This is a genomic window from Cytophagales bacterium (genome assembly GCA_019456305.1).
GTDB lineage: Bacteria > Bacteroidota > Bacteroidia > Cytophagales > VRUD01 > VRUD01.
The window spans coordinates 2,744-19,594 of sequence record VRUD01000031.1 but is presented as its reverse complement, the minus strand read 5'-3'; the positions used below and the strand labels follow the sequence as shown (position 1 = coordinate 19,594).

The following is a 16,851-nucleotide window of genomic DNA, read 5'->3' as shown; positions in this document are numbered from 1 at the left end:
TAAATAGGAAGAAAATAAATGTTTGAACAGACTTTTAAGAATATAGACGACATACTCCACAAAGATGCAGGTTGCGGAAGCGAATTAGATTATGTAGAACAAACCTCTTGGGTGTTGTTTCTAAAATATCTGGACGATTTAGAAAAAGATAAAAAGACAGCAGCCGAACTTTCAGGGAAAACCTACACCAATATTATTACTCCCGAATATCAATGGACAACATGGGCAGCTCCAAAATTGGAAACTGGAAAAATAGACCACAATGCTTTAACTAGTGATGACCTTACCGACTTTGTGAATAACGAGCTTTTCCCTTATCTCAAAAAGTTTAAAACTGATGCCGAAAACGCCAATACAATTGAATACAAAATTGGAGAGATTTTTAGCGAACTGAAAAATAGAATTCAAGGTGGTTACAACCTACGTGAAGTAGTAAACCATATTGACGAACTCCGTTTTAGAACCCACGCAGAAAAGCACGAAATGAGCCATTTGTATGAGGGCAAAATCAAAAATATGGGCAATGCAGGGCGTAACGGTGGCGAATATTACACTCCACGACCTTTGATTAAAACCATTGTTAAAGTGGTAGCTCCTGAAATAGGGAATACCATTTACGATGGTGCGGTAGGTTCAGCAGGTTTTTTGGTTGAATCCTTTGACTATTTAACGAAAAGCAAAAAACTCTCCACATCTGATGTAACTACTTTACAGAAAAAAACCTTTTACGGTAAAGAAAAAAAATCATTGGCTTACATTATTGGTATTATGAATATGATTTTGCACGGTGTGGAAGCCCCCAATATTGTGCATACTAATACACTTACCGAAAACCTTGCCGACATACAAGAAAAAGACCGTTACGATGTAGTATTGGCAAATCCACCATTTGGTGGAAAAGAACGTGCTGAAGTACAACAAAACTTTCCGATAAAAACCGGTGAAACCGCCAGTTTGTTTTTGCAACATTTTGTTAAAATCCTGAAAGCGGACGGAAAAGCAGGTGTTGTTATTAAAAATACCTTTTTGAGCAATACCGATAACGCCTCTATTAGTTTGCGAAAGCTGCTTTTAGAAAATTGCAACTTACATACGGTTTTGGATTTGCCGGGCGGAACATTTACAGGTGCAGGGGTAAAAACGGTTGTACTGTTTTTTGAAAAAGGAAGCTCCACTAAAAAAACATGGTTTTACCAACTGAATTTGAACAGAAACCTTGGGAAAACAGACCCTCTGAATGAAAAAGATTTGGCAGACTTTGTAGCACTGCAAAAAACACAAGTCGAAAGCGAAAACTCCTGGGCAGTAAATATAAAAGACATTGACCAAAATACTTTCGACCTTTCTGCCAAAAACCCCAATACACCTGAAGAAACTCCATTACGCCAACCTAAAGAAATTTTGAACGAGATTAAGTACCTGGATGAAGAAAGTGCCACAATTTTAAAATCCATAAAAGAACTAATATGAGCAAAGAAGATAAAATACAATTATTCCAAAAGCAAGCTGTAAGAACCCATTGGGACGAGGAAAAAGAACTTTGGTATTTTTCAATTATTGATGTTATTGCAATTTTAACAGAACAAAAAGATTTTCAAGGTGCAAGAAATTACTGGAAAGTATTAAAACACAGGCTTTTAAAAGAAGGAAATGAAACGGTTACAAATTGTAACCGTTTGAAAATGCTTGCCAAAGATGGAAAAATGAGAATGACTGATATTGCTGACACAGAACAACTTTTACGCCTAATCCAATCTATTCCATCGCCAAAAGCAGAACCTTTTAAATTATGGTTGGCAAAAGTGGGCTACCAGCGAATTGAAGAAACAGAAGACCCCGAATTGGCTTTTGACCGTGCTATGGAAACATACCTTAGAAAAGGATATTCCAAAGAATGGATAAACCAGCGATTAAAAAGCATAGAAGTCAGAAAAGAACTGACTGACGAATGGCAAGAACGAGGGATGAAAGAAGGTTTGGAATACGCTATTTTAACCAATGAAATTACCAAAGCCTGGGCAGATAAAACCGTAAAAAATTACAAAAAACTAAAAGGGCTTAAAAAAGAAAACTTGCGAGATAATATGAGCAACCTTGAACTGGTTTTGAATATGTTAGCAGAAGCTTCTACTAAAGAAATATCAAAAGAAAAGAGACCAAAAGGATTGGAAGAAAATAAGGATATTGCCCGTAAAGGTGGTAATGCTGCTAAAAAAGCAAGACTGGAAATTGAAAAACAAACAGGAAAACCAATTGTAACTGCCAAAAATGCCAACAAACTTTTAGATAAACCCAATATTAAGAATATTGAGAATGAATGATATGAAACAAGGTTGGGAAATAAAAAAACTTGATTATGCTTGTGAAATTGAATACGGAACAAGGGTGGTCAATAAAAGAGATGGAGGAACAACTTATCCCGTTTATGGTGGTGGTGGGGCAACATTTTTTATGGACAAATCCAATAGAGAAAATTGTTTAGTTGTGGCAAGATTTGCAATGTCAGAACAATGTGCCCGATTTATTGAAGGTGAATTTTTTCTTAATGATAGTGGGTTAACTGTTAAGCCCAAAAACACAAAAGAGATTTTGCAAGATTTTCTGAACTTGCAAATGCTTTATCTGAACGACCACATATATTCACTTGCAAGAGGAACTGCACAAAAAAATCTTGATGTTCCTGCTTTTAGAAATATCGGAATAAGATACCCTAAATCTTTAAGCGAGCAAAAACGAATTGTAGCCATTTTAGACCAAGCCTTTACCGCCATAGCAAAAGCAAAAGCCAATGCCGAACAAAACCTCAAAAACACCAAAGAACTTTTTGAGAGTTATTTGCAAGGGGTGTTATCTGATAAAAAATGGAAAAAAATCCCATTAAGTGCAGTTTGTGAAAGAGTAGAATATGGTTCATCTTCAAAATCAAAACCCGAAGGGAAATTACCAGTATTAAGAATGGGCAATATTCAAAATGGTAGATTTACTTGGGATAATCTTGTGTATTCGGATAATGATGAAGATAACAAGAAATATTTGCTAAAATATAACGATGTTTTATTTAATAGAACAAATAGCCCAGAATTGGTGGGTAAAACAGCGATATATAAAGGCGAAATGCCTGCAATTTTTGCAGGATATTTAATACGTATTCACAGAAAAGAAAATTTATTAGATGCTGATTATTTAAACTACTATTTGAATAGTGAAATGGCAATGGATTATGGCAAAACAGTTGTTATATCAAGTGTAAATCAAGCAAACATCAACGGAACCAAATTAAAGACATATCCAATTCCAATATCATCTTTAGAAGAACAACAAATTATAGTTAATAAACTCGAAACACTCTCAACCGAAACCAAAAGATTAGAAGCTATTTATCAGCAAAAAATAGAAGATTTGGAAGAATTGAAAAAATCGATTTTGCAGAAGGCGTTTAGTGGAGAATTAATGAAATCAGAAATAAATATTCTTGTATGAAAATAAAGCATATCGAAATTGAGATAAATGAAGCAGCACCATTTTCCAATTGCAAATTAGACAGAGAAAAATATGCGAATACTCTTACTGGAATTGTTAAAAATTATCAGGATGGCTTTGTTTTGGCAATTAATAATAAATGGGGTACAGGCAAAACTACATTTGTGAAAATGTGGAAGCAACAACTGAACTCGAAGGGTTATAAAACTTTATATTTTAATGCTTGGGAAAATGATTTTGATGCTAATCCTTTAGTAGCAATAATGTCAGAATTAAATTTATTGACCAAAAAGGAAACTAAGAAAGCTTTTAAATCATTGATTGAAAAAGGGGCTGTATTAACAAAAAACATCCTTCCGCAATTACTAAAAGCGCTCGCTGAAAAATATATAGATACTAAAGTATTGGTTGATCTAATTGAAAATACTGCCAAAGGAGCTACTGAAATTCTTGATGAAGAAATTAGAGATTATACTCAAAAGAAAAAAGGACTTAAAGAATTCAAAATAAGTCTGGAACAATTTATTAAAGATTCCACGGATAATAAGCCAATCATATTTATTATTGACGAATTAGATAGATGCCGCCCTAATTATGCAGTTGAACTTTTAGAAAAAATAAAACATTTCTTTTCTGTTTCCGGGATTGTGTTTGTACTCTCTATTGATAAAACACAGTTATGCCATGCCGTAAAGGGAGTATATGGAAATGATAGAATTAATGCTGATGAATATTTAAGACGCTTTATTGATGTTGAGTATTCAATTCCTGAACCAAATACAAAAGAGTTTTGTAATTATTTATTTGACTACTTTGAATTTAATACTTTTTTTTATTCGGAAAATAGAAAAAAAATTAGCGAATTTGTGAACGATAAAAATTCTTTTATTGCAATAGCATCACCCCTGTTCGAAAAAGCAAATATAACGCTCAGGCAGCAAGAAAAAGTATTTGCACATGCCCGCATCGGACTTATCTTTTTTAAAGAAAATCAATATCTTTTTCCTGGCTTATATTTAGTGCTTATCTTTTTAAAGAGTTTTCACAAAGACTTTTACGATAAGATTAAATTAAAAATATTTACTCCACAAGATTTAATTACAGAATTTTCAGTTTTGATCCCAAAAGGAATTGATAATGATAAAATAAGAGCTTTTATCCACCTCGAAGCTCTTTTCGTTTTGATGTACAATAATTTCTTGCCAGAAGATAAATCTAAGCGTTTAATTGAAAGGGATGAGCAAACAGGTGAGGAGCATTCTCTTGTGAAATCTAAGTTCGATACATCCGAAAACAATAATGTTTTTTTTAAATTGCTTAAATTTATATCTGGAAATCCGAATTTTGATATGCTAAGTATTGAATACCTTTTGAGAAAAATAGATTTAACAGAAGAAATAGTAATTCAATAATTATTAAATCATGAACGAAGCGGAAACAAGAGCAGAACTAATAGACCCAAAGCTAAAAGCTTGTGGTTGGGGAGTTGTGGAAAATTCTAAAATCCTTCGTGAAAGAGACGTTTGTAAAATTACAGATGGTAGAATACAAGCAGGTGGCGGGAGAACGAAGCCATTAATTGCAGATTACATCTTAGTTTATAAAGGCATAAAACTGGCTGTTGTTGAAGCAAAAAGCAATGACGATGAAGTTGGCGAAGGTGTGGCACAAGCAAAACAATATGCAGAAAAGTTAAAATTAGAAACAACCTACTCCACCAACGGAAAAGAAATTTACAGCATCTGTATGAAAACCGGTGCCGAAGGTTTGGTAACTGATTACCTCACTCCTGAAGAACTTTGGAACAAAACCTATTCCGACCAGAACGAATGGCGGGAAAAATTTGCTGCCGTTCCCTTTGAAGACAAAAGTGGCACCTGGCAATTGCGCTATTATCAGGAAATTGCCATAAAAAACGCATTAGAAGCAGTTGCTCAAAACAAAGACCGTATTTTATTAACCCTCGCCACAGGAACAGGAAAAACAGCTATTGCTTTTCAAATTGCATGGAAACTGTTTCAAACCCGATGGAACTTAAACCGTGACGGAGGCAGGCGACCAAGAATATTATTTCTCGCTGACCGAAATATCTTAGCAGACCAAGCATTCAACGCTTTTTCGGCATTTCCCGAAGATGCAATGGTTCGCATAAAACCCAAAGAGATTAAGAAAAAAGGGAAAGTGCCCACCAACGGCAGTATCTTTTTTACCATTTTTCAGTCATTTATGACGAATATACCGGCTAAAAATAAGGAAGAAGAACAAGGCAAAATACTCTTGGCTGCGGAACCGCATGTAGCGTATGAAACGATAAGCTATAATTTTGGTCTGTACCCCAAGGATTATTTTGACTTTATCATCATTGACGAGTGCCACCGTGGCGGAGCCAATGACGAAGGAAACTGGAGAGGGATTTTAGACTATTTTTCGCCTGCCGTTCAATTGGGGCTTACTGCTACACCCAAGCGTAAAGACAATGTAGATACATACAAATATTTTGGTGAGCCGGTTTATATCTATTCGCTCAAAGAAGGCATTAACGATGGTTTCCTTACGCCATTCAAGGTAAAACGCATCAAAACAACGATTGACGATTATATCTACATAAGCGATGATGATATTATTGAAGGTGAAATTGAAGAAGGCAAACTTTATATAGAACCTGACTTTAATAAAATTATTGAAATTAAGGCAAGAGAGGCAAAACGAGTTCAGATATATATGGACGAAGTCAATCAGAATGAAAAGACAATTATTTTTTGTGCTACACAAGACCACGCAGCCGCAGTTCGTGATTTGGTGAATCAATACAAAAAAAGTCAAGACCCAAATTATTGTGTTCGTGTTACTTCCAATGACGGAGAAATAGGGGAACAGTTTTTACGTGAGTTTCAAGATAACGAAAAATTAATTCCAACCATTCTAACTACATCGCAAAAACTCTCAACAGGCGTAGATGCAAGAAATATTCGCAACATTGTTTTAATGCGACCGGTCAACCAAATAATTGAGTTTAAACAAATAATAGGTAGAGGCACACGATTATTTGATGGGAAAGATTTTTTTACTATTTACGATTTTGTAGATGCTTATCAACGATTTTCTGACCCCGAATGGGATGGAGAACCGGTTGAAGAGGACCCTTGTCAATACTGTGGAGAAATACCTTGTGTTTGTGAAAAGACACCACCAAAACCTTGCAAAGTTTGCGGTCAACGTCCTTGTATATGCGAAAAAGAACCACCAAAACCTTGTGCAAAATGTGGTCAATACCCTTGTGTTTGTCCAAAAAAAGTAAAGGTGAAACTGCGTGATGGAAAGGAAAGAGAAATTCAGCACATGATTGCCACTTCGTTTTGGAGTGCAGACGGCAGACCCATTTCGGCAGAAGAATTTTTACATAATTTATTTGGAGCGCTTCCTGACTTTTTTAAAAGCGAAGATGAATTGCGAATAATTTGGAGCCATCCAATGACAAGAAAAACATTGCTTGAAAAATTAGACGAAGCAGGTTTTGGTAAAGAAGAACTGAATACCCTTAGAAAACTAATTGACGCAGAAAAAAGCGACTTGTTTGATGTATTGGAATATGTATTTAACAGCGACATAAAACCGATAACGCGAGAAGCAAGAGTTGCAGCAGCCCAAGCTACTATTTTTGCATTACTTAACGACAAGCAAAAGGAATTTATAGAATTTGTATTGAGCAAGTACATTGAAACAGGAGTTGAAGAACTTGACCAGGAAAAATTACCAATCTTGCTAATAAATAAATATCAATCATTGGAAGATGCTAAAGAAGTATTGGGTGATGTTTCAAAAATCAGTACACTGTTTATAGAATTTCAAAAACATTTATATCAAACTAAAGCAGCTTAATGAAAATTGACAGAATACATAGCCTACGCTTCGCAGTCATACACATTGGCAAGTCGCTCAAAAACCACCCACACGAGCCAAAACTTGCCAAAAGCTTGCCCCCTCCGCACAAAAAAAGAGTACCAATTTGACAATTTCGTTATAACATAAAAATTCGTAGCTCATTGACACAGAAAAATGAAAAAAGCAGAAAGAATTATAACCAATTAACAGTACATTTGCCCCCGACAATTAAGAACATATAGAAGAATTTAAAGCCCTTTCACTCAAAGAACAGAAACAACACCTTTGCGAGCTACTTGATAAGAACCAACTGTATGTAAACCTTTCTACATTGAACGACAAAGATTTTGCTTGCACCGAAGAAGAAAAAAAAGTAACCAAAGATTTTTACCAATTTAAATAATACGTTATGGCTGAAAAAACAAGCATAAAATTATTTGAGCAGAAACAAGTGCGGTCCCTATGGGACGACAACAAAGAAAAGTGGTATTTTTCAATTGTTGATGTTATTGGCATTTTAACCGATAGCCCCAACCCAAACAATTATTGGAAGGTGCTGAAACACCGGCTAATTAAAGAAGGAAGCCAGTTGGTTACAAGTTGTAACCAACTGAAAATGCAATCAACCGATGGCAAATTTTACAAAACCGATGTAGCTGATACAGAACAACTCTTTCGTTTGATTCAATCTATTCCTTCACCCAAAGCCGAACCATTTAAACTATGGATAGCAAAAGTTGCCCGTGAACGAATTGATGAGATTGAAGACCCTGAAATTGGCATTGACCGATTAATGGAAACCTACCTCAAAAAAGGATACAGCAAAGAATGGATTAACCAACGGCTCAAAAGCATTGAAGTAAGAAAAGAACTTACCGATGAAGGGGATAACAGAGGCGTAAAGAAAGGGCAGGAATATGCCATCCTTACCGATGAAATCACCAAGGCATGGAGCGAGTTTTCGGTAAAACAATACAAAAAATATAAATTAACCATTATCTTTGCAGAACAAATGTAGAAAATGACAGTTTGTTTAAACTCAATAATTCAATATGTTACAAATACGAAAAAATTACATTGTTGATGAAAGCCAAAAAAAAATTGCGGTGCAGATTCCTGTGGATGATTTTAACAGAATGGAAGAAGTAATAGAAAATTTTGGACTCGCAAAATTGATGGATGAAGTAAAGGAAGAAAAATCGCTCACTTTACAGGAAGCAAAACAATTTTATAAATCCTTAAAGAAAAAAGCCAGATGAGGTGGACAGTGGAATTCAAGAAAAAATTCCTGAAAGAACTTCATTATTTGCCTCAACAGATTCAACAAAGGATTGAAACAATTGTTTTTCAGGAACTACCTCAAACAGATAATCCTTTTTCCCTTGGCTTTTTAGAAAAAATGAGCGGTTATCCAGGCAAATATAAAATCAGAATTGGCAATTACCGCATGGGCATTTCTCTTGACAAAAAGAACCATCTGATAATTGTTGAAAGAGTGGCTCACAGGAAGGACATTTACAGGATTTTCCCTTAAACTTCATTTTTCATCAAAAAGTGGTAATGATATATTACTTGGGACAAGAAAAGCAATACCCGGAATCTAACCAATGTACAAAGGTTTTACTTGGCTCTGGGTTCTGGGCACTGGGTTCTTGTTTTTCAAACGGTAGCTGAACAGGAAATAGAAAGGAAAATTGATTTATGGATATAAGAAATATTGCCATTATAGCACATGTTGACCACGGAAAAACGACTTTGGTAGATAGAATTCTACACCAGGTGGAATTGTTCAGGGAAAATCAGGAAGTGCAGGATTTGATCCTGGATTCAAATGATCTGGAACGAGAGAGGGGGATCACTATTTTATCCAAGAATGTATCAGTCCGGTATAAAGAAGTAAAAATTAATATTATCGATACTCCCGGCCACTCAGATTTTGGAGGAGAAGTAGAGCGTGTTTTAAATATGGCTGACGGGGTGCTGTTACTTGTCGATGCTTTCGAAGGGCCCATGCCACAAACACGATTTGTTTTGCAAAAAGCATTAGAGCTGGGTTTAAAACCTATAGTAGTAATTAATAAAGTTGATAAACCAAATTGTAACCCGGAAGAGGCAAATGACCTCGTTTTTGATCTGATGTTTTCTCTTGATGCTACAGAAGAGCAACTGAATTTTCCAACTGTTTACGGTTCTTCAAAAGAGGGATGGATGGGAGCCGACTGGAAAACACCAACTGATGATGTTACCTGGTTGTTAGATACTATTATTGAATATTTTGACCCACCTAAAGAGAATCCCGGAACTTTGCAATTACAGATCAGTTCATTGGATTACTCGTCATATACAGGGAGAATCGCTGTAGGAAGAGTACATAGAGGAAGCATTAAAATGGGAGACCAGGTCTCTATTGTTCAGAGAAATGGTCAAATCCAAAAATCAGTTGTCAAAGAACTTTATCTATTCGAAGGATTAGGAAAAGAAAAAACCAAAGAAGAAGTTAATTCCGGTGAAATAGCAGCCATAATGGGACTTGAAAACTTTGACATTGGCGATACCATTGCTGATCTTAATGAACCCGAAGCTTTAAAACCAATCTCAATAGATGAACCTTCTATGAGTATGCTATTCACCATTAACAACTCACCGTTTTTTGGTAAGGAAGGGAAATTTGTTACATCAAGGCATATCAGAGAAAGACTGTTTAAAGAAACGGAGAAGAACCTTGCATTAAAAGTGGAAGAAACAGATTCACCTGATAAATTGATGGTCTATGGCAGAGGCATTCTTCATTTATCTATCCTGGTAGAAACTATGAGGAGAGAAGGGTATGAGATGCAATTAGGCCAGCCCAAGGTGGTGATAAAAGAAATAGATGGATTTAAGCATGAACCGATAGAACTGTTAAATGTCAATGTGCCGGAAGAGTTTTCCGGTAAAGTCATAGAGATCGTTACCAAGCGTAAAGGCGATATTCTGAATATTGTGAAAAAGAGCGACAGGATAAATCTTGAATTCAAAATACCAGCCAGGGGTATCATCGGACTTACCAATCCTGTATTAACTGCTACCGAAGGGGAAGCTGTGGTCTCACATCGGTTTAATGGGTATGAGCCATGGAAAGGTGAGATACAGAGTAAAAGAAATGGCGCTTTAATAGCGATGGAAACAGGAACATCAATTGCGTATTCCATTGATAAACTGCAAGACAGGGGTAAATTCTTCATTGATCCAAATGAAGAAATATATGCAGGTCAGGTGATAGGAGAGAGTACAAGGCAAGATGATATTGTTATAAATGTGATCAAGACTAAAAAACTATCTAATATGCGAGCTGCGGGTTCAGATGAAAAAGTGTCAATAGTTCCGGCAATAAAGTTCTCATTGGAAGAAGCTATGGAATATATTGGAGAAGATGAATATGTTGAAGTAACCCCAAAATCTTTTCGCTTAAGAAAGATACTGCTTATTGAGCATGAAAGGAAGAGGGAAAAGAAATCGGGAGGGTAATAAATATATCCATATTAAAACTCATTTCCCTCTCAGCACATCTTTGATCACCCATAGCATGGATACCACCACCCCTGATAAAGTAAAAACCAAGGTAAATGCAGGGAATTGCAATTCTAGATACTTGTCCAGCTTAATACCCCCATAAAGCCCTACCAAGATCACTGCAAGCATCTGAAAAGCCAGGCCGGAATATTTTATATAGCTGTTAAACGAACTCCTGGGAGATGTTGATTTGGTTTTCAATAAAAGCAGGACAGTAGTTCTCTCAACGGATAAACCACAGAGTATTTATCCGCTTGAAACTTAATACCGGATATCGGCTACGCAATAATGTATTCCAGTGTTCTTAACGATCTACGTAAACACTTTAGTACCTGAACACAATCTTTTAAGCCGTTTTGATTTCTTTGACTTTATCTTCCTGCTGCCCGGTTTCGCCAATCTTTATATCTTTGATCACGGCACCCATTTTACATTTACCATTAAATGATGCACCGGCTTCAATTACCAGTTTATTAGTAATTAAGTCCCCGTTAATAATGGCAGTAGGTTTCAAAACAAGAAGATCAGTAACCTCAATAACGCCCTTAATATCACCAGCCAGCTCTGCATTTTGGGCTACTATATTGCCATCAATAACAGAAGATTCACCCTGCGCAATTTTAGACTTTGTCTTAATATTGCCCAGAATTTTACCTTCAATGCGAATATTGCCAAATGTTGAGATATTACCTTCTATTACCGTGCCTTTTCCAATGATGTTGCTGGAATTACTGTATTCCTTCAACTCTTTTTTAGATTCTTTTTCTTCGTTTCCAAACATAGCTTCTTTAATTTTAGATTTTAATTTTGCTTCCACACCTGCACCAATTAGTGAATTAGTGTGAAAGGTTATAATCTACGGTTTTCGTTCTATAATGTTGCAATTAAAATAAAATAAATTCTTCTGGATCTACTGTACTCCCATCAAACCACAGTTCAAAATGTAAATGAGGGCCTGAAGTAAGTGCGCCAGTATTTCCAATTATGGCTATTATTTCACCAGTCCGCACAAAGTTACCAACTTTTTTTAATAAAACCGAATTATGTTTATAGATTGATATTAAATTGCTTCGATGCTGCACAGCAATCACATTACCTGAATCATCTGTCCATGAGGAGAGAATAACCGTACCATCAGCAGTACATTTTACAGGTTCATTTTCTTTTGCAACAATATCTATACCCTGATGGCCATTTTTTAAATCATAACCAGAAGATACAATACCATCTAAAGGCAAAAAAAAGAAAATATCAGAGAGTGAATGCTGCTCATAAGTTTGAAAAGATACCAGATCATAATTTTCATTTTCAAATTCCCTTCTTAATTGAGAATCTACCGGAGATACATAATCAAGATCAATCTCCTTAATAACAGGAGATGTAGATGTATAAGATTCATAACTCAGACTATTACCGGATTCTAATGTATCAAATTCTCCATCAATCATTTTCTTAATGCTCATAATAAACTGATCTCTTCTGTTTAATTCTTCAGCCAATGAATCCACGGCAAAAGATAAGAAGAACAACTTTTTGTTTGTTTGAATTTGTTCGTATCTTGGATCAAACCATTTTGCAAGAATAGTGGTTGTTAAATAAAAGCTGATAAATGACAAAATACTGATTAAAATTACCACAAAAACGATTAATTTTGCATAATTGAAACTAATGGTAGTTTTTTCAGCAAAATTCTCCTTATTACGAATGATCAGTAAATAACTATTCGTTAACCAATTAGAGAGTGTTTTTCTTTGCTTTGGCATAATAAAATACAAAAGTAGAACATAATTTCATAAAATGATTAAAATTAGAGTTTTTGTTTTCAATTGAATTTTGCAAAGCCTCCTATAATTAGTTGTTAGTTTATTCGTTTGTTAGTTATGGTTTATAAATTTTCATTTTACTTTATCTTAATTTCAGTTCTTGCTTTTTCCTGTTCTTCAGAAAGACATAACATGATCAGCAAGGCATATCATAATACCACTGCCAGGTATAATGCTTATTTTATTGCCAAAGAAAAAATGAAAGAGGCTGAAGTAATTATTTATAATAACCGCAATGATGATTTCAACCGGGTATTAGAGGTATTTCCTGAAATTGAGTCTGGCACTATAAGTAATATTAGTCCCCTACTTGAAGATTGCATCAAAAAAGCTTCACTACCTATCCAATGGCATAAGAACAGCAAATGGGTGGATGATTGTTATATTCTTGTAGGAAGGGCAAGGATCTACAAGCAAGATTATGAAAATGCTATTACCACCTTTAAGTATGTGAACACCCAAAGTGAAGATGATGATGCAAAACACCAGGCATTGATCTTGCTCATACAAGTTTTTATTCATACTGAAGAATACAACAATTGCTTTGCGGTAATCGAACATATTGAAAAAGATAAATTAAACAAACATAACAGCAGAGAGCTATACCTGACAAAAGCCTTCTTACACAAAAAGCTGGCTGAACACCCCCCTACCCCCCTTAATAGAGCGGATTATGAAAAAGTGATTAAAAACTTAACCTCAGCCTTACCATTAATTGGCAAGAGAGAGAAAAAGGGCAGAATACATTTTATTATTGGCCAAATCAATCAAAAATTGGGATCTGACGATGAGGCATACTTCCATTACAGGTCAACGCTCAAAAATAACCCACCTTACGAGTTGACATTTTATGCCAGGCTTTATATGGCACAAGTTTACGAACTCGCAAAAACACATGATATCAAAAGAATACAAAAGTACTTCAAAAAACTGCTCAGGGATAGTAAAAACGTTGAATACAGAGACAAGATATATTATGAAATGGCACAGTTTGAGTTGAAGCAAAATAATATCCTCAAAGCCATTACATATCTTAAAGAGTCCATCAGGGCTAGCACTGCTAATGCCAATCAAAAAGCATATTCATATTTAAAAATGGGTGAAATTCATTTTGAAAACCTGCAAAAATATGAGCTTGCCAAGGCTTATTATGATAGCACCATCGCCACGCTGGATAAAAACGCTGAAGATTATGAAGCCATAGTAAAAAGGCAAAAAGTGCTTGAAGAATTCGTAGAGCAAATAAATATTATTTATACGGAAGACAGTTTGCAGCGTTTAGCCAAAATGGATACTACAAAGCTGAGTAAATATCTTAATGAAATTATTGCAATAAATGAAGCAAAAAGGAAAAAAGAACTTGAAAAGAAGCAACAATCTCAAAACAGCCCTCCCGACATGTCGGGATCGGGATCACAATGGCAAAACTTTAACAACCCCAATACATCTGCCGGCAGCAGCGGCAAATGGTATTTTTATAATCCAGGTGCAATGAGCCTTGGGCAACAGGAGTTTTTAACAAAATGGAGAAACCGCAAATTAGAAGATAACTGGAGAAGGTCTAATAAGCAAACATTACTATCGTTTGATGATCCTGATAATAAGGGTTCTGGTACAATGTCAAATAAAAAAAGTGGAGACGACATCAGTAAAGGAAGACTAAAAAAAGAAGATATGTATGACAACATCCCTTTCGCTGTGGAGCAGCTTGAAGCATCTAATAAAAGGATCATAGATGCATATTATAAATTAGGAAACATTTATAATTTAAAACTCAAAGAACCCCTAAATGCTATCAAAACCTATAAAGAGCTCTTAAAAAGATTCCCTGATAATGAATATGCAGTAGAAGTGATCTATATACTTCATATACTTTACAAAGAGCTTGACGAAGAGCAGTCTGAAAAGTATAAAGAAATTATTCTCGGTGTATTTCCCAAGTCACTCTATGCAAAGATCATTAAAAATCCTGATTACATGAAAGTATATAAAATAGCCAACGAAAAGGTAAAAGTACTTTATAAATCTGCATACCTACAATATGAAATACGACATTATGCACAGGCAAATGCCTCCTTGGATGATATCCTGTCAAAATATCCTGATAGTGACTTCGAAGACAGGATCATCTTATTAAAAGCTATAATTTTGGGAAAAACACATAATACGTTGAGATACAAAAATGCATTGATAAGCTTCATCACAGCGTATAAATCAAGCAATTTGATCCCTTACGCAAAACAGTTGTTAAAAGCCTGTAACGATTACATTTCAGGAAACCCTGTCGTCAATGAAGAAATTGAAGAGAAATTGAAGATAAATTATTTTGAAGATCTTGAAAAAGTACACTTTTTTGTAGCAATATTTCCTGATAATTTGTCTTATAATGAAATATTAACTAAATTTTCTGATTATAACACAACCTATTATGAAACAGATGCCCTAAAAACAAAGCATATCATTTTAAACGATACTTTGTTCATAGTCATGGTTAAAGAATTTAGTAATAAAAATTTAGCGCTAAATTATCTTAACATCCATAAAGGAAATAATTCGCCCTTGAAACAATACAAAGATGTTCATTATGAACTATTTGTGATCACAGATGATAATTTTCCTTTATTTTACCAGGCAAAAGATGTGGAGAGTTATTTGACATTTTTTAGGGAGAAATATTATTAAAGAATTTACGATTTTAGATAATGTATTAATAAATTTATTTAATGACCAATAATTTATTTGATTTTATTACCCCATCATTTACAATTACCTGATAGAAGTATAATCCATTATTCAATTTTATATCTGTAATATAAAGCTTATTTTTACCACCTGCTAATTGCCAGGTTTTTAATTTCCTGCCCATTACATCATAAATTACGAATGCTCCATCTTGCTTTGCAGGTATTTGATAATTTATTTGAAAATTACCATTATTAGGATTGGGGTAAATTTTTAAGTCGATATTTATTAATGAAGATTGTATAATACCTGTTATTTCTAATACTTCTATACTTGCTGAATCAATGCAGCCCAATGAATCTGTAACCACAACCTGATAAGTACCTGCTACTAAGCTATCAATATCTTCAGTGGTATCTCCATTATCCCACAAAAACGCATAAGGCGGTGTAGCACCGGTAACTGTCAGGTTTATTGCTCCATTATTGTTGCCTTGCATAGGTGTATCAATAATGTTTGTAATGAAGGGTAATGAATTTACAATTAAGGTAGTTACAATTACGCTATCACAATCATTTATTGTAATTGAGGTATCATAATAAGTTCCTGAGGTTGTTTGATATGCACCTCCTAAAACTATACTATCCCCTTGACAAATGCTGGCCAAATCATTAGTTGTAAAAACTTGATAAACTATTAAAAATATAGTATCAGCAGTTAAACAGCCATTGGTATCTATTACGTGAACAGATATTGTATCGCTGCTATTAATTGTTATTGTTTGACTGGTAGAACTATCCGACCACAAATAGGATGAATATCCACTTCCGGCATCTAAGGTGAAGGTATCTCCAGAACAAATTGATGTATCGGAGCCTATATCAAGCGGTAAAGCAGGGAGTTCGGATATAGTTACAGTATCATCTGCTGTACACCCATTGGCGTCTGTAACCTTTACAAAATATTGACCTGTTGCAATTACATTATAAGTTTGATCAATGGAGCTATCTTGCCACAGGTAGCTTGCCGCTGGATTTTCTGCGTCTAAGATAAATGTATTGCCTTGACAGAAAAATGTGTCATTGCCCAGATTCAAAGCGGGATTTGGGTTAACGGTAATAAATATTGTATCAGCAGTTAAACAGCCATTGGTATCTATTACGTGAACAGATATTGTATCGCTGCTATTAATTGTTATTGTTTGACTGGTAGAACTATCCGACCACAAATAGGATGAATATCCACTTCCGGCATCTAAGGTGAAGGTATCTCCAGAACAAATTGATGTATCGGAGCCTATATCAAGCGGTAAAGCAGGGAGTTCGGATATAGTTACAGTATCATCTGCTGTACACCCATTGGCGTCTGTAACCTTTACAAAATATTGACCTGTTGCAATTACATTATAAGTTTGATCAATGGAGCTATCTTG

Annotated in this window: 13 protein-coding genes and 2 pseudogenes; 11 read left to right on the top strand and 4 right to left on the bottom strand. The window is 35.0% G+C overall.

Features of this window, described 5'->3' with window-relative positions:
• Window positions 1–18: 18 nt before the first annotated feature.
• From FVQ77_08340 to typA, 10 genes and pseudogenes are all read left to right on the top strand, one after another.
• Window positions 19–1,470: an N-6 DNA methylase gene (locus FVQ77_08340; protein ID MBW8050331.1), complete on the top strand. Its 1,452-nt coding sequence runs from the start codon at window positions 19–21 to the stop codon at window positions 1,468–1,470.
• A complete protein-coding gene (locus tag FVQ77_08335) occupies window positions 1,467–2,321 on the top strand; it encodes a Bro-N domain-containing protein (protein MBW8050330.1) in 855 nt (284 codons plus the stop codon). The genes FVQ77_08340 and FVQ77_08335 overlap by 4 nt, the downstream gene beginning before the upstream one ends.
• Window positions 2,314–3,480 carry a type I restriction endonuclease subunit S gene (locus FVQ77_08330; GenBank protein ID MBW8050329.1) on the top strand — a complete coding sequence of 389 codons (1,167 nt, stop codon included), beginning with the start codon at window positions 2,314–2,316 and terminating at the stop codon, window positions 3,478–3,480. The genes FVQ77_08335 and FVQ77_08330 overlap by 8 nt, the downstream gene beginning before the upstream one ends.
• The gene (locus FVQ77_08325; GenBank protein ID MBW8050328.1) at window positions 3,477–4,892 is read left to right on the top strand and encodes a hypothetical protein; all 1,416 of its coding nucleotides are present in this window, start codon (window positions 3,477–3,479) and stop codon (window positions 4,890–4,892) included. The genes FVQ77_08330 and FVQ77_08325 overlap by 4 nt, the downstream gene beginning before the upstream one ends.
• 10 nt (window positions 4,893–4,902) lie before the next feature.
• Window positions 4,903–7,359: a DEAD/DEAH box helicase gene (locus FVQ77_08320; protein ID MBW8050327.1), complete on the top strand. Its 2,457-nt coding sequence runs from the start codon at window positions 4,903–4,905 to the stop codon at window positions 7,357–7,359.
• 241 nt (window positions 7,360–7,600) lie between these two features.
• Window positions 7,601–7,765, top strand: a pseudogene (locus FVQ77_08315) (site-specific DNA-methyltransferase).
• Between the two features lie 6 nt (window positions 7,766–7,771).
• Window positions 7,772–8,344: pseudogene (locus tag FVQ77_08310) on the top strand (Bro-N domain-containing protein).
• Window positions 8,345–8,414: 70 nt separating this feature from the next.
• On the top strand, window positions 8,415–8,621 hold the full coding sequence (locus FVQ77_08305) for a hypothetical protein (GenBank protein ID MBW8050326.1): 207 nt from the start codon (window positions 8,415–8,417) through the stop codon (window positions 8,619–8,621).
• Window positions 8,618–8,896, top strand: coding sequence for a type II toxin-antitoxin system RelE/ParE family toxin (locus tag FVQ77_08300; protein ID MBW8050325.1), 279 nt, complete (start codon window positions 8,618–8,620; stop codon window positions 8,894–8,896). Before FVQ77_08305 ends, FVQ77_08300 begins: the two co-directional genes overlap by 4 nt.
• A 167-nt stretch (window positions 8,897–9,063) precedes the next feature.
• Entirely contained in the window at window positions 9,064–10,869 is a 1,806-nt protein-coding gene (typA, locus tag FVQ77_08295) for a translational GTPase TypA (GenBank protein ID MBW8050324.1), read from the top strand.
• 21 nt (window positions 10,870–10,890) lie between these two features.
• Here the strand turns inward: typA and FVQ77_08290 are convergent, their stop codons facing one another.
• From FVQ77_08290 to FVQ77_08280, 3 genes are all read right to left on the bottom strand, one after another.
• Window positions 10,891–11,070, bottom strand: a complete 180-nt coding sequence (locus tag FVQ77_08290) for an AtpZ/AtpI family protein (protein ID MBW8050323.1) — start codon at window positions 11,068–11,070, stop codon at window positions 10,891–10,893.
• 190 nt (window positions 11,071–11,260) lie between these two features.
• Window positions 11,261–11,695 (bottom strand): polymer-forming cytoskeletal protein, encoded by a 435-nt coding sequence (locus tag FVQ77_08285; GenBank protein ID MBW8050322.1) that lies wholly within the window; start codon window positions 11,693–11,695, stop codon window positions 11,261–11,263.
• Window positions 11,696–11,798: 103 nt separating this feature from the next.
• Window positions 11,799–12,677, bottom strand: a complete 879-nt coding sequence (locus FVQ77_08280) for a M23 family metallopeptidase (protein MBW8050321.1) — start codon at window positions 12,675–12,677, stop codon at window positions 11,799–11,801.
• Window positions 12,678–12,794: 117 nt separating this feature from the next.
• On the opposite strand from FVQ77_08280, the gene FVQ77_08275 reads away from it, so the two are divergent.
• Entirely contained in the window at window positions 12,795–15,419 is a 2,625-nt protein-coding gene (locus FVQ77_08275; GenBank protein MBW8050320.1) for a tetratricopeptide repeat protein, read from the top strand.
• Between the two features lie 34 nt (window positions 15,420–15,453).
• On the opposite strand, the gene FVQ77_08270 is transcribed toward FVQ77_08275, so the two are convergent.
• A complete protein-coding gene (locus FVQ77_08270; GenBank protein ID MBW8050319.1) occupies window positions 15,454–16,647 on the bottom strand; it encodes a T9SS type A sorting domain-containing protein in 1,194 nt (397 codons plus the stop codon).
• Window positions 16,648–16,851 lie beyond the last annotated feature (204 nt).

Coding starts and splice junctions, on each gene's coding strand:
- FVQ77_08340 (MBW8050331.1), top strand. CDS start 19: ATGTTTGAACAGACTTTTAAGAATATAGACGACATACTCCACAAAGAT.
- FVQ77_08335 (MBW8050330.1), top strand. CDS start 1,467: ATGAGCAAAGAAGATAAAATACAATTATTCCAAAAGCAAGCTGTAAGA.
- FVQ77_08330 (MBW8050329.1), top strand. CDS start 2,314: ATGAATGATATGAAACAAGGTTGGGAAATAAAAAAACTTGATTATGCT.
- FVQ77_08325 (MBW8050328.1), top strand. CDS start 3,477: ATGAAAATAAAGCATATCGAAATTGAGATAAATGAAGCAGCACCATTT.
- FVQ77_08320 (MBW8050327.1), top strand. CDS start 4,903: ATGAACGAAGCGGAAACAAGAGCAGAACTAATAGACCCAAAGCTAAAA.
- FVQ77_08305 (MBW8050326.1), top strand. CDS start 8,415: ATGTTACAAATACGAAAAAATTACATTGTTGATGAAAGCCAAAAAAAA.
- FVQ77_08300 (MBW8050325.1), top strand. CDS start 8,618: ATGAGGTGGACAGTGGAATTCAAGAAAAAATTCCTGAAAGAACTTCAT.
- typA (MBW8050324.1), top strand. CDS start 9,064: ATGGATATAAGAAATATTGCCATTATAGCACATGTTGACCACGGAAAA.
- FVQ77_08285 (MBW8050322.1), bottom strand. CDS start 11,695: ATGTTTGGAAACGAAGAAAAAGAATCTAAAAAAGAGTTGAAGGAATAC.
- FVQ77_08280 (MBW8050321.1), bottom strand. CDS start 12,677: ATGCCAAAGCAAAGAAAAACACTCTCTAATTGGTTAACGAATAGTTAT.
- FVQ77_08275 (MBW8050320.1), top strand. CDS start 12,795: ATGGTTTATAAATTTTCATTTTACTTTATCTTAATTTCAGTTCTTGCT.